This is a genomic window from Phaeobacter sp. (assembly GCF_022825805.1).
Lineage (GTDB): Bacteria > Pseudomonadota > Alphaproteobacteria > Rhodobacterales > Rhodobacteraceae > Phaeobacter.
Map to the genome: position 1 here is coordinate 1 of NZ_JAJDWC010000083.1, position 12,351 is coordinate 12,351.

General features: G+C 55.7%; 14 protein-coding genes and 1 pseudogene. 9 read left to right on the forward strand and 6 right to left on the reverse strand.

Features of this window, described 5'->3' with window-relative positions:
• The 4 genes and pseudogenes from Q0C28_RS09060 to Q0C28_RS09075 form a co-directional block, all read left to right on the forward strand.
• Window positions 1-119, forward strand: a pseudogene (locus tag Q0C28_RS09060) (glycerol-3-phosphate dehydrogenase); the annotation flags it as partial.
• Window position 120: 1 nt separating this feature from the next.
• On the forward strand, window positions 121-393 hold the full coding sequence (locus tag Q0C28_RS09065) for a YciI family protein (protein ID WP_293575002.1): 273 nt from the start codon (window positions 121-123) through the stop codon (window positions 391-393).
• Complete coding sequence (locus Q0C28_RS09070) at window positions 393-815, forward strand: EVE domain-containing protein (protein WP_293575003.1); 423 nt, start codon at window positions 393-395, stop codon at window positions 813-815. The genes Q0C28_RS09065 and Q0C28_RS09070 overlap by 1 nt, the downstream gene beginning before the upstream one ends.
• A 56-nt stretch (window positions 816-871) precedes the next feature.
• The gene (locus tag Q0C28_RS09075) at window positions 872-1,267 is read left to right on the forward strand and encodes a DUF1761 domain-containing protein (RefSeq protein WP_293575005.1); all 396 of its coding nucleotides are present in this window, start codon (window positions 872-874) and stop codon (window positions 1,265-1,267) included.
• Window positions 1,268-1,618: 351 nt separating this feature from the next.
• Here Q0C28_RS09075 and Q0C28_RS09080 read toward each other — a convergent pair whose 3' ends face one another.
• From Q0C28_RS09080 to Q0C28_RS09090, 3 genes are all read right to left on the reverse strand, one after another.
• Window positions 1,619-1,960: a DUF2853 family protein gene (locus Q0C28_RS09080; protein WP_293575007.1), complete on the reverse strand. Its 342-nt coding sequence runs from the start codon at window positions 1,958-1,960 to the stop codon at window positions 1,619-1,621.
• Window positions 1,961-2,202: 242 nt separating this feature from the next.
• Window positions 2,203-3,591 (reverse strand): adenosylhomocysteinase, encoded by a 1,389-nt coding sequence (gene ahcY / locus Q0C28_RS09085; RefSeq protein ID WP_293575009.1) that lies wholly within the window; start codon window positions 3,589-3,591, stop codon window positions 2,203-2,205.
• Between the two features lie 145 nt (window positions 3,592-3,736).
• Window positions 3,737-4,051: a hypothetical protein gene (locus Q0C28_RS09090; RefSeq protein ID WP_293575011.1), complete on the reverse strand. Its 315-nt coding sequence runs from the start codon at window positions 4,049-4,051 to the stop codon at window positions 3,737-3,739.
• Between the two features lie 245 nt (window positions 4,052-4,296).
• Here Q0C28_RS09090 and Q0C28_RS09095 point away from each other — a divergent pair, with 245 nt between their 5' ends.
• Window positions 4,297-4,893 (forward strand): HD family hydrolase, encoded by a 597-nt coding sequence (locus Q0C28_RS09095; RefSeq protein WP_293575013.1) that lies wholly within the window; start codon window positions 4,297-4,299, stop codon window positions 4,891-4,893.
• Window positions 4,894-4,895: 2 nt separating this feature from the next.
• Here Q0C28_RS09095 and Q0C28_RS09100 read toward each other — a convergent pair whose 3' ends face one another.
• The 3 genes from Q0C28_RS09100 to Q0C28_RS09110 all read right to left on the reverse strand — a co-directional run bounded on the left by Q0C28_RS09100 (window position 4,896) and on the right by Q0C28_RS09110 (window position 7,368).
• Entirely contained in the window at window positions 4,896-6,122 is a 1,227-nt protein-coding gene (locus Q0C28_RS09100; RefSeq protein WP_293575015.1) for a glycosyltransferase 61 family protein, read from the reverse strand.
• 4 nt (window positions 6,123-6,126) lie between these two features.
• Window positions 6,127-6,681 (reverse strand): ActR/PrrA/RegA family redox response regulator transcription factor, encoded by a 555-nt coding sequence (locus Q0C28_RS09105; protein ID WP_293575017.1) that lies wholly within the window; start codon window positions 6,679-6,681, stop codon window positions 6,127-6,129.
• A 78-nt stretch (window positions 6,682-6,759) separates the two neighbouring features.
• Window positions 6,760-7,368, reverse strand: coding sequence for an SCO family protein (locus Q0C28_RS09110; RefSeq protein ID WP_293575019.1), 609 nt, complete (start codon window positions 7,366-7,368; stop codon window positions 6,760-6,762).
• Window positions 7,369-7,708: 340 nt separating this feature from the next.
• Here Q0C28_RS09110 and regB point away from each other — a divergent pair, with 340 nt between their 5' ends.
• The 4 genes from regB (at window position 7,709) to Q0C28_RS09130 (ending at window position 12,345) form a co-directional block, all read left to right on the forward strand.
• Window positions 7,709-9,106, forward strand: coding sequence for a sensor histidine kinase RegB (regB, locus tag Q0C28_RS09115; RefSeq protein ID WP_293575021.1), 1,398 nt, complete (start codon window positions 7,709-7,711; stop codon window positions 9,104-9,106).
• A 91-nt stretch (window positions 9,107-9,197) separates the two neighbouring features.
• A complete protein-coding gene (locus Q0C28_RS09120; protein WP_293575023.1) occupies window positions 9,198-10,748 on the forward strand; it encodes a PAS-domain containing protein in 1,551 nt (516 codons plus the stop codon).
• Window positions 10,749-10,847: 99 nt separating this feature from the next.
• Entirely contained in the window at window positions 10,848-11,336 is a 489-nt protein-coding gene (tsaE, locus tag Q0C28_RS09125; RefSeq protein ID WP_293575024.1) for a tRNA (adenosine(37)-N6)-threonylcarbamoyltransferase complex ATPase subunit type 1 TsaE, read from the forward strand.
• Window positions 11,329-12,345 (forward strand): phosphotransferase, encoded by a 1,017-nt coding sequence (locus tag Q0C28_RS09130; RefSeq protein ID WP_293575026.1) that lies wholly within the window; start codon window positions 11,329-11,331, stop codon window positions 12,343-12,345. The genes tsaE and Q0C28_RS09130 overlap by 8 nt, the downstream gene beginning before the upstream one ends.
• The last annotated feature ends 6 nt before the right edge of the window (window positions 12,346-12,351 follow it).

The following is a 12,351-nucleotide window of genomic DNA, read 5'->3' on the forward strand; positions in this document are numbered from 1 at the left end:
CCATACAGCGTGGCCTGGACATGCCGATCACTGAAATCGTTGTGGCCCTGTTGGATCAACGCTTGACCATTGCGGATGCGACGGCTCAACTGCTCTCAAGACCATTGAAAGAGGAATAACATGCTGATTGCCCTGATCGCACGGGACAAACCCGATCACCTGCAAACCCGTATGGACAACCGGGCAGCACACCTGGCCTATATCGAAAGCACAGGCTGCGTTGCACAGGCTGGCCCCCTGCTGGATCAGCAAGGCAGCATGGTCGGATCACTGATCATCCTCGATGTGGAAGATATGGCCGCTGGTCAAGCGTGGGCTGATGGGGATCCTTATGCCAAGGCGGATCTGTTTGAGGCTGTTGAGCTGATCACCTGGAAGAAAGTTGTCGGCTGATGGCGTATTGGCTGTTCAAATCCGAACCCTCCACCTGGAGCTGGGATGACCAGCAAACCAAGGGCGAAGAAGGCGAGGAATGGGACGGCGTGCGCAATTATCAGGCCCGCAACTTCATGCGGCAGATGAAACTGGGCGATCGCGGATTTTTCTATCATTCGCAAAAGGAAAAATCAGTCGTCGGCATGGTTGAGGTCTGCGCAGAAAGCCACCCGGACAGCACAACCGATGATGAGAGATGGGATTGCGTCGACATCAAAGCGGTGCGCAGCCTGACGCGCCCCGTCTCTCTAGCGCAGATCAAATCTGATCCGCGCCTTGTAGACATGGCATTGGTCAAAAGTTCCCGTCTGTCGGTCCAACCCGTCACCGAAGCTGAATGGCTGATCGTCTGCGAATTGGGCGAAACAGATCCCAATTGACCTGAATTGAACCCATCCTGCACACTGTTCCGGACATCACTGGGGGAAGAAGAGGGATGGAGGTTCTCAATATAGTCGTGGCTGCTGTTGCTGGATTTGCCTTGGGGGCGGTTTGGTATGGGCTGCTGGCGCAACCTTGGATGCGGGCATCACAGGTGCCGACTGGCGAAGATGGCAAACCCATAAATGCGCAAAACCCCATGCTCTACCTAGGTACCTTTGCGTTGCAAATCGTGGTCGCCGGAATGATGCGACATGTGTTTGTTCTGTCGGGGATCGAAACTGCGGGGGCTGGGCTTGTTGGTGGCCTGGGCGTGGGGCTGTTTTTCATCACCCCCTGGATCATGATCAACAATCTCTATTGTGCACGACCAATGCAGCTTTCGCTGATTGATGGTGGCTATGCGACCTTGGCCTGCGCCGCGATTGGATTGGTTCTGACCCTGTTCTGAGAGCCCGAGGGCTGACAGGTACATTCCTGCCAGAACATTCCAGATCCATCCAAGGAGACTGGGACCTGCAAACCCAACGGCCTGCAAAATAAAAAAGGGAAGACCAAGCCATCTGGCAGGATCTTCCCTTTTACCCCACGTGCTCCTAGTCCACCACACGTGTTCGTAAATCTGTGATCCTGGCCATCCTGACCGATAAGTTCAAACTAGGTGGAAACCACTGATTCCGCAAAACTTATACCAATAAAATCAAGCATAAATTTGCATTGCCTCAATCAAAACGCATAGGACCACGCCAAACACCCCTCGGACCGGGCCGCACAGCCCGGATCCTACGGTTTGTGTTTATATTCAGCCGTAGATGGCTTCTTTGCCAAAATGTTTGGTCAGCATGTAATACACCACAGCGCGGTATTTGTTTCGCTCGGATGAGCCGTAGATGTCCACGACGGACCCAATCGCTTCCATCAACTCAGGCCCATCAGGCAGGCCAAGTTTCTTGATCAGGAAGTTGTTTTTGACAGTTTCCAATTTGCTTGGCTGGCTGGACGCAACGGTGGAAGCATCCGCATCATAGATGGACGGACCACAGCCAATGGTGACTTTTGTCAACAGATCCATGTCTGGATCCATACCGCATTTGTTTTTCAGATCGTTGGCATATTGTTCGATCAGATCGTCACGCTTTCCCAAAGTCTCTCTCCCGTTTTACTCATGGAACTCATACAGGCGGAGCGGCTCGTGCTGCTCTCATTATGGGCTCACTCTAGCCACGTGATGACGGCCGGTAACTGGGAATTTTCTGTCAAAACGTCCAATTTCGCGCGAAATGCTGTGTTTCGGACACGAAACGGCCCTCTATTGCACAAAAACACCCCGCGCCGGGGCACGGGGTGTTTTCCAACAAACTGACAGACTAGCCAGCCTATGACTACTTAGTAGCGGTAATGTTCCGGTTTGAACGGGCCTTCGGGTGTCACACCGATATAGGCCGCCTGATCGCTGCTCAGCTGGGTGAGTTTGACACCAATCCGATCCAGATGCAGGCGGGCAACCTTTTCATCCAGGTGCTTCGGCAGAATGTAGACGTCGTTCTTATACTCATCACCGCGGGTCCACAGTTCGATCTGTGCCAGAACCTGGTTGGTGAAAGAAGCAGACATCACAAAAGACGGGTGGCCAGTGGCGTTGCCGAGATTCAGCAAACGGCCTTCGGAAAGCAGGATGATCTTATTGCCTGATGGCATCTCGATCATATCCACTTGATCCTTGATGTTGGTCCACTTGTGGTTCTTCAGGTTGGCCACCTGGATTTCATTGTCAAAGTGACCAATGTTGCCGACGATAGCCATATTCTTCATCGCGCGCATATGCTCGATGCGAATGACATCCTTGTTGCCGGTTGTGGTGATGAACACGTCAGCGGTGGCGACTTCATCTTCCAGCAGGGTCACTTCGAACCCGTCCATAGCGGCCTGCAGCGCGCAAATCGGGTCTGCCTCGGTGACTTTCACCCGGGCGCCTGCGCCGCGCAGCGAGGCTGCGGAGCCTTTGCCCACGTCGCCATAGCCACAGACCACAGCGACCTTGCCGGCCATCATGGTGTCAGTGGCGCGGCGGATACCGTCGACCAGCGATTCCTTGCAGCCATATTTGTTGTCGAACTTCGACTTGGTCACGGAATCATTGACGTTGATGGCTGGGAACGGCAGCTGGCCTTCTTTCACCAGCTCATAAAGGCGATGCACGCCGGTGGTGGTTTCCTCGGAAACACCTTTGATCGCGTCGCGGGTCTTGGTGAACCAGCCTGGGGACTGTGCCATCCGCTTCTGGATCTGAGCCTTGATGACAGCCTCTTCCTCGGACTGCGGCACAGGAATGATCTCCTCTCCGGCCTCAGCGCGCGCGCCCAGAAGGACGTAGAGTGTTGCGTCGCCACCATCATCCAGGATCATGTTTGCGCCCTCGGCAAATTGGAAGGACCGATCCAGATAATCCCAATGCTCTTCAAGGCTTTGACCCTTGATCGCAAACACTGGGATATTGGCATCCGCGATTGCTGCTGCTGCGTGATCCTGAGTCGAGAAGATGTTGCAGGACGCCCAGCGCACGTCTGCGCCCAGTGCCACCAGCGTTTCGATCAGGACTGCAGTTTGGATGGTCATGTGCAAAGAGCCGACGATACGCGAGCCTGCCAGGGGCTTGCTGTCGCCATATTCTGCACGCAGGGCCATCAGACCTGGCATTTCCGTTTCCGCGATGTCGAGTTCCTTGCGGCCAAAACTCGCCAGCGCAATATCTTTGACGATATAATCCCCGGGCATTGCTTGCTCCATTCCGGTTTCATGTGCTCTGGCGCAGGAGGTAGCACTGCAATGGTTTATAAGCAACGAACATGCCCAAAATGAGCGGTCGGGATAGGCGATCAGACCCAACATACCCCGACCACACAACCGGTGTTAGAACCGGTCAGCTGGGTGTACCCGGGTCTTTTGGCGCTGGCTCCAGCTGGAAAAAATCGGTGCCGGAGGCAACGATACAGCTCAGCCCATTGGGATGAGAGACAACAATGGTGAATGTCCCAGTTGCTTCTGATGCCCAGAGTTCGACTACTGTCGAAACCGGTCGGCTTTGCTGAAATCCACCAGCGGTCAGACGTTCTGCATAAGAGGTTTCCAAACGCTCCACCAATGTGTCGCGCTGAATGCAGCCAGACGCATGTGCAGGCGGGGCCGTCGCAAGCATGCCAAAGACCAAGGAAGTTGATACTAAACGCTTGAACATGATGTGTTCCTTTCGTTCATGTCACATCCACGAAAGGAGCCTGCAATCTGGGGCAGAAACCCCTATCGTGCCATAAATATATGGTGCGTTCAGGGCTTGTTTTCAAATAACCTGGCCTCACGTCCGCGTGGTCCGCGCGTGTGCAAGGCCGTGACAGCCAGCAATTTGTCAGTCTGTTTCTTCGCAATTGCGTCGATGTTTTGCCTCCGCTAATCAAGAGACAGTCCCGTGAAAAAGAGGTCGTTATGCCGCCCAAAGCCCCACGCGCCTGGCAGAGAATGTTGTCCGGCCGCCGTCTGGATCTGCTGGACCCGACCCCCATGGATATCGAAATAGAAGACATCGCCCATGGGCTTGCGTTCGTCGCTCGCTGGAACGGGCAAACCGCAGGCGATTTTGCCTATTCTGTGGCCGAACATTCGCTGCTGGTGGAAACTCTTTTCAGCCGAATGCAACCCGCCGCGCCAGCAAAATGGCGCTTGGCTGCCCTGCTGCATGATGCACCTGAATATGTGATCGGGGACATGATTTCACCGGTGAAAACCGCCGTTGGTCCGGGATATGAAGATCTCGACAGACGCCTTGCTGGCGCAATTCACCTTCGGTTTGGGCTTCCTGCGGCGCTGCCAAAGACGGTGAAATCACAAATCAAGAAGGCCGACAAAGTCAGCGCCTGGATGGAAGCAACGCAAATCGCGGGGTTTTCGATCACAGAGGCAAACAAGCTTTTCGGCAGACCCAATCCTGAGGTATTGGAGCAGCTGCAGATCAACCTGCGCCCTCCAATGGAGGTCCGCCAGGATTTCGTTGCCCGCCACAAAGCGCTGCAGGATGCCGTCTGACCCTATGAAACGGCCGCGTCACGGGCAGCACGCCGCGCGCGCCGCTGGTCCCGCCTGCGACGGCGAACAAATTCAGGGGATTCAACAAAACCGTTCTCCCCTGTCAGCCCTTTTTGGTGAAGAATCTTCGCTCGCGTGTCATCATCCAGCGCAGACCAAGTCTCTCCGCCAGTGACAAATCCCGCATCGGCCAACGCCCTGCCGATGACCGCGTGGTTCAACTCACCAAAGCTCAGTCTGCTGGATCGTGCGTCCTTGGCAGGAACCCATTCGGTGCGCAGTCCACCGATCACCAACGGATCATTCTTGCAAAAATGGGCCACATTGGTCGCAAGCAACGTATGCGCCCCCATGGTGCGGCGCAGTACGATGGCCACCTGCTGGTCGGGACGCCCAACCATCGAAAAAAGATGCAGCGCCGATCCATCCGCAGCGATGATTTTTTTGGCCGCTTTGTAATGTGCCAGTTGCTCTGAAAGCGAATGATCCTGCGGATGGAAAATCACATAGCCTTCGCCGCGCAACATATCTTCGAGCTGCTCTTCCCCGAGCAACCCACCTTTTCTCAGGCCCAGTTTTGAGCGGGAGATATAAATTTTCTCGGGCCCATCTGGCTGGATCTTGCGCGCAAAAGAACTGTGAACCGCATTGCGAAATTTGGGCGTTGCCTCCGTGATCTTGCCAAGGCCAAACCCCTGACCGGGGACCACCAGTTCTTCGACCTCTGTGGGTTCAACGGCGACCCGGATCGGCAATGACCCCGCAAACAGATCCACAAACTCCCGATGAAATCCACGAATCTGATCGCCGACTTTGGGTCGTTTGGGAACAAACAAGACGCCGTCTACCTGTTCTTTGAGATACGCCAATGCCCAAAGGCGTGAACTGCTTTCGACCAGGAAATGGCCAAAATGGGCCCAGAGAACCCCGCCCCAGAGCCAACGCCCCTGAATATGCTGCGACACCTTTTCAGGTTTGTCGGGTGCGATGGTTATAGGCCGATATCGGCGCCACAACGCTCCTTGCGGACAGTAACTGCCATCTTCGTACAAAACGCCTGCAGCCTGGACCATGTCACTGATGACCGGCGGCACGACGATCCCGTTGGGAACCGTGATGATTTCCTCAGACCAGCCACCATACGGGGATGGCTCGTTCCGCGGATCTGACACATCAATCTGATCCGATGGCTGTGCAGCGACGGAGGCATCACCTGTTGGGCTGGTCATTGACTTACTTCGGGCTGCGTTTAGCCAGAATACGCTGCAGGGTTCGACGGTGCATGTTCAGCCGCCGTGCAGTTTCAGACACGTTCCGGTCGCAAAGCTCGTAGATGCGCTGAATATGCTCCCAACGCACACGGTCCGCGCTCATCGGGTTCTCCGGTGGTGGCGGCAGCTCTTCATCACCAGCCAGGAGCGCATTCATGATATCCGCCGCGTCGGCTGGTTTTGACAAATAATCGGTGGCCCCGATTTTGACGGCAGCCACCGCAGTCGCAATGGCGCCATAGCCTGTCAGAACCACAACACGACTGTCTGGCCGTCTTTCGCGCAGGATTTCGACAACATCCAGGCCGTTGCCGTCCTCCAGCCGCAGATCCACAACAGCAAAGGCTGGGGGTCGGGCGGTTGCGATGGCGCTGCCTGCGGCGACGGATCCAGCGGTTTCCACCTCGAAACCACGCTTTTCCATGGCCTTTGCCAACCGCCGCAGAAACGGCTCATCGTCATCGACCAACAAAAGCGTTTTGTCCGGCCCAATCTCCTGCATTGCTGCTTCGCTCATACGGTCGGTCTCCTGCAGTGTGCCAATCGCCATTATGATATTACGCTTCAAAGCAAAAACGTCAAATGCCGTGGCGGCTTAGACGTTGTCGACGAAGCACCCGACCTTCTCGGCAATCTGCTCGGGGCTTTCATCGCGGCGGAAAAATTCAACGAACCCAACCTCAGGCATCACCAAGTAGGTGAAGGTCGAATGGTCCACCAGATAGTACTCCCCGTCATCCTCATGGCGTTTGAAATAGGTCTTGTAGGCCTTGCTCGCCGCGCGAACCTGTTCGTCAGTGCCGGTCAGACCGATCATACGTTCGTGCAGGTTTGCAGCAAAGTCACCAACCACCTCTGGGGTGTCGCGCTTTGGATCAACAGAAATGAACACAGGTGTCACATCATATCCCTGGCCATCCAGAACATCGATCGCTTCGGCGTTGCGAGACACATCCAGCGGGCAGACATCAGGGCAGAACGTATATCCGAAGTAGACCAGCGACGGTTTGGTAATCACATCCTGATCTGTCACCGTCTGGCCTTGCGCATTGATCAATTCGAACGGGCCGCCGATTGCGCTGGATCCGCCGGCAATCTGACTGCTGCGGCATTGTTCATAGTCCCCCCCGCTGGTGGCCAACCAGGTCCCGCCCAAAACGGCGACGATTGCAGTAACGGCGGCAACGGGAATAATGGGGTTCATGGCTCACACCTTCACATCTGATAACGCAGGACGCACCGTATACCCTGGCAGCCTCTGCAAAGCACCAGATCGCAGCTAGCGATCCAGGGCATCTGAAAAGATGCAAGTGGCGGGCGTTTTTTCTCTGTCTTTCTGCTACCCCAAGTTTCAGACCAAGATCCAGACGGACAAAACACCGCAGCCGCTTTTGCAAACCTGGTGCTTTCGGCTTTGTGCCGAATTTCAATAGGGTTAAGCTCGGACCAAGCGGGTCTGCTCAAATACGCGTGATGCATCTGTCTTCAGACGATTGAGATGCGGCACAGCGCTCTTCAGGGACCCAAGCCAATTGGAGTGCCGCATGAGCCACAGCGATATGACCCTGTTGAGCGGGCAAGAAAGAAGCCACTGGATTCGCCTGCGCACTTTGATCGTGTTGCGCTGGGTTGCGATCGCCGGTCAGTTGACAGCCATCACCGTTGCGCAATCGCTCTATAATCTGCAGCTTGAACTCGTGCTCTGCTACATCGCGATTGGCATATCCGTTCTGGGGAACCTGATTGCGATCATTCTGTTTCCACGGAACAAGCGGCTCTCGGAATTTGAAAACTTCCTGATGGTTTTGTTCGATCTGCTGCAGCTGAATTTTCTTCTTTATCTCACCGGTGGTTTGAACAATCCCTTTGCGCTTCTGGTGCTTGGTCCGGTCACGATCTCGGCCTCGATGATGCGATTGCGATCAACCCTGATTGTCGGGGCAACCGCCATCATCCTTGTCACGCTGTTGGCAGAGTTTCATTTGCCGTTGCGCACAGCGCAGGGGTTCATGCTGCGGGTGCCTGATATCTTTGTCTTTGGCAATTGGACGGCGATTGTGATCGCGGTTTTGTTCATCGGGGCCTATTCCTACAGGATCAGCGCGGAGATCAGATCCATGTCTGACGCGCTTGCAGCGACCCAGATGGCCCTGTCGCGCGAACAAAAGCTGACAGACCTCGGAGGTGTGGTTGCCGCCGCCGCGCATGAACTGGGCACGCCGCTGGCCACCATCAAACTGACCAGCTCAGAATTGATTGATGAATTGGACGACCGTCCAGATCTGCGCGAAGATGCTGCACTGATAAGGGAACAGGCGGACAGATGCCGCGATATCCTGCGGGACATGGGCCGCGCAGGCAAAGATGACCTGCATCTGCGCCAGGCACCGTTGTCGGCCGTGGTGAATGAAGCCGCCGAACCGCATATGTATCGCGGCAAGACCGTCCACTACGAAGAGGGCCCAGCCGCAGATGGCGGTCTCCAGCATCCTTCCATTCTGCGACAGCCTGAGATCATACATGGTCTGCGCAACCTGGTGCAGAATGCTGTTGATTTCGCCCGCAGCACCGTTTGGGTCGAAGCCATATGGGATGACAACACCATCACACTGCGGATCAGCGATGATGGGCGTGGGTATCCCTCCCATCTCCTCGGGCGTATTGGCGATCCCTTTGTGCGCCGCCGGCGCAGCGAACAGGATCGCGGCCAACGGCCAGAATATGAAGGCATGGGCCTTGGGTTGTTCATTGCAAAAACACTGCTGGAGCGCAGCGGCGCCCAGCTGGTTTTTGCAAACGGGCTGGATCCCAACCAAACCCTGACCCAAGACCCGAAAAAACGCGGCGCAATCGTCGAAGTTCGCTGGCCACGAGAGAAGATTGACGCAGCAACGGGCGAAAATGCCGTTCCCCTTGGTGAAAATAAACGTATAGAAATTTAAATATTCACATTTCGGAAACCAATTAAACTTCGTTTAACCATTATAGGAACACACTGGCAGCGGTAGGACACTAAAGCAGAGTATGGACATCATGCAGCATCTCCTCTCCTTGGATTGGGTCGTCTTGGCATTGCTATGTGCGGCCACTGCAGCAGCAGCCGTTTGGTGGCTTGCGCCCAGCGCGCCCTCGCGTGGCATAGAACAAAATCTGTTGCAGGAGGACGGGCACTCTGACGCCGTATTCTTGTTTGATGACACCACACTCATCGGTTCATCATCCGGAGCGCGCAGATTCATCGGCGAGCATGGTGAAAACTTCAGCTGGTCCAACCTCAGAGAACAGCTGGCCCGCAGCTATCCTGGCTTGCCGCAGTCCCCTGCGTTTCTCAAGGATGTTGGCCCGCTTGTCCTATCCGGAACCGCCAACGCAGAAAGCCGCGAAGCGCTGTGTGAATGGGTCGACGGCGTCACCCGTGTTCAGCTGCGCAGCAACACATCTGCAGAGCAGAACCATTCAATCGATCAGGAACTCACGACGCTGCGGTCTGCAGTGCATCAGGCTCCCTACCCTGTTTGGCTGCAATCCGATGATGGTGCTGTCACCTGGTCCAACCTCGCCTATGATGATCTCAGCCAGAAGATCCGTGGCCGCAACATCGATTTTTCGGACCCGCTGTTCACCAACCTCGAAGACCCGATGGCCAGTGGCAAGCCCGAGCGGATCTCCATCCCGCTGCCGGATAGCAAGAAGAAGCTTTGGTACAATATTTCGACCACGGAAACCGAATCCGGCTGGCTGTGCCACGCCGTTGATGTCAACGCGGTGGTTGATGCGGAAATCGCGCAGCGCAATTTCGTACAAACATTGGCAAAGACCTTTGCCCAACTCTCCATCGGTCTGGCCATTTTTGATCGCAACCGCCAGTTGGTTCTATTCAACCCGGTTCTGATCGACCTGACCGCCCTGCCCGCGAACTTTTTGTCGTCCCGCCCCAATTTGCTGACCTTCTTCGACCGGCTGCGGGACCAACGCATGATGCCGGAGCCGAAGAACTACTCAAGCTGGCGCCATCAGATGGCCGACCTGTTGGAGGCCGCGGCAGAAGGACGATATCAGGAAACTTGGTCCCTGCCCTCTGGATCCGTCTATTCCGTTTCGGGTCGCCCGCATCCCGATGGCGCAATTGCCTTCCTGTTCGAAGACATCACCGCTGAAATCACCCTAACCCGGCAGTTCCGATCCGAGCTTGAGATGGGCCAGTCCATCATGGACCAAATGGATGAGGCGATTGCCGTGTTCGCCAACGATGGCAGCATGACCTTCTCCAACGCCGCCTACCACGAACTGTGGCAGATGGATCCTGACAACAGCTTTGCAAAGATCACGATCATGGACAGCAGCCGGGTGTGGCAGGACATGTGCGCCGCGACGCCCGTCTGGGGAGAGATCCGCGATTTCGTCGCCGGTGGTGATGGTCGCGCACCCTGGTGGTCCCATGTCAAACTGCGCAGTGGCAGCCCGATGATCTGCAAGGTTACCGCCATCCAAAATGGCGCCACCATGGTCAGCTTCCGCTCTCCCGAGGCCGCACTGGCACCACCTGAACAGGAACGGTTTGCCATAACCAAACAAGACAAATAATACCGCTATTCACATCACAGTACGTTGCAAAGGCCCGGATCACCCGGGCCTTTCGCGTTCCAGCTTGCAGCTGCCGGACCAGGATGGCATTGTCCAACCATGTCAGCCAGAACACTTCAAATCGCCCTGCCAACACCCGATGTCACAACCGATTTCGCAACCACAATTGGCGCCGTCCTGAAACCTGGGGACTGCATCCTGCTGGAAGGTGAAATTGGGGCCGGGAAAACCCATTTTGCCCGCAGCCTGATCCAATCGCAAATGGCGGTGCCTGAGGATGTGCCATCGCCAACATTTACGCTGGTTCAAACATACGAGCTGCCACGAGGTGAGTATTGGCATGCTGATCTCTATCGCCTGTCCGATCTGAACGAGATCGAGGAATTGGGCCTGACCGCTGCATTCGACACCGCAATCTGCCTGATCGAATGGCCCGATCGACTGGATGAACTGATGCCAAAATCCGCACTGCGGATCACCCTCGCATTGGATCCAGAGGCACAAGATGGGCGCATCGCCACACTGGCAGGCGAAGCATACCGATGGGATGCGTTAATCCAACAAATTGCAGACACCTATCATGACTGAAGCTTCTTCCAGAGCGGATCAGATCCAAGCCTTTCTCTCCCAAAGCCATTGGCACAATTGGGAGCGGACCCCGCTGGCGGGAGATGCCTCCAATCGACGCTACGAACGCCTATTGGGACCAGATGCTGCCTCTGTTGTGTTGATGGACGCAGACCCGAAACGCGGCGAAGATGTTGTGGCGTTTGTACAAATCGCAGAGTTTCTACGCGCACAGGGGCTGAGTGCTCCGAAGATCTTGGCCCAAGATCCAGACATCGGTGTATTGATCATCGAAGATCTCGGTGATGGGTTGTTTGCCCGGATGTTTGCCCACGACCCATCGATGCAAGAACCGCTTTACGCGCGTGCAACGGATGTTCTGGTTGCACTTCATCAGGTGCCACCCCCCGCGCTGGACCCATTGGGTCCGCGCGAAATGGCCGATATGACGCGTATCGCATTTGAAAAATACCGCAGCCCGGACCAGCCAGCGCCAAGCCCGAAAATCCTGGATCTGTTTACCGATCAACTGGAGGATATCCTGCGCCACACAGTGACCGGTGACATGGTTCTTGTGCAACGCGACTATCATGCTGAAAACATGCTGTGGCTTCCGGATCGAACCGGCATCGCGCAGGTTGGATTGCTGGATTTCCAGGATGCCAAGATCGGGCATCGCGCTTATGATCTGGTTTCGATGCTGCAGGACGCGAGGCGAGACGTCCCGCCCGAGATCGAAGAACAGATGGTAGATCGCTACATCACGGCAACCGGTGTGGATGGTGCCGAGTTCCGCAGAGCCTATGCTGTGCTTGGCGTGCAGCGAAACCTGCGCATTTTGGGGGTGTTTGCTCGGCTGTCGCGCGAATACGGCAAACCACACTATATCGACTTTGTTCCAAGGGTTTGGGAACACGTCCGCCGGGGTTTGAACCACCCTGCCCTTGCCACCATTGCTGAAACCGTACTGGCAGAACTGCCTGAACCCGAACCTGCGTTTCTGCAGTATCTCAAAGGAAATACCCTGTGACGGCGC

Bases quoted from the DNA above. Each gene is read 5' to 3' on its own strand.
- Q0C28_RS09065 (WP_293575002.1), top strand. From the start codon at position 121: ATGCTGATTGCCCTGATCGCACGGGACAAACCCGATCACCTGCAAACC.
- Q0C28_RS09070 (WP_293575003.1), top strand. From the start codon at position 393: ATGGCGTATTGGCTGTTCAAATCCGAACCCTCCACCTGGAGCTGGGAT.
- Q0C28_RS09075 (WP_293575005.1), top strand. From the start codon at position 872: ATGGAGGTTCTCAATATAGTCGTGGCTGCTGTTGCTGGATTTGCCTTG.
- ahcY (WP_293575009.1), bottom strand. From the start codon at position 3,591: ATGCCCGGGGATTATATCGTCAAAGATATTGCGCTGGCGAGTTTTGGC.
- Q0C28_RS09090 (WP_293575011.1), bottom strand. From the start codon at position 4,051: ATGTTCAAGCGTTTAGTATCAACTTCCTTGGTCTTTGGCATGCTTGCG.
- Q0C28_RS09095 (WP_293575013.1), top strand. From the start codon at position 4,297: ATGCCGCCCAAAGCCCCACGCGCCTGGCAGAGAATGTTGTCCGGCCGC.
- Q0C28_RS09100 (WP_293575015.1), bottom strand. From the start codon at position 6,122: ATGACCAGCCCAACAGGTGATGCCTCCGTCGCTGCACAGCCATCGGAT.
- Q0C28_RS09105 (WP_293575017.1), bottom strand. From the start codon at position 6,681: ATGAGCGAAGCAGCAATGCAGGAGATTGGGCCGGACAAAACGCTTTTG.
- Q0C28_RS09110 (WP_293575019.1), bottom strand. From the start codon at position 7,368: ATGAACCCCATTATTCCCGTTGCCGCCGTTACTGCAATCGTCGCCGTT.
- regB (WP_293575021.1), top strand. From the start codon at position 7,709: ATGAGCCACAGCGATATGACCCTGTTGAGCGGGCAAGAAAGAAGCCAC.
- Q0C28_RS09120 (WP_293575023.1), top strand. From the start codon at position 9,198: ATGCAGCATCTCCTCTCCTTGGATTGGGTCGTCTTGGCATTGCTATGT.
- tsaE (WP_293575024.1), top strand. From the start codon at position 10,848: ATGTCAGCCAGAACACTTCAAATCGCCCTGCCAACACCCGATGTCACA.
- Q0C28_RS09130 (WP_293575026.1), top strand. From the start codon at position 11,329: ATGACTGAAGCTTCTTCCAGAGCGGATCAGATCCAAGCCTTTCTCTCC.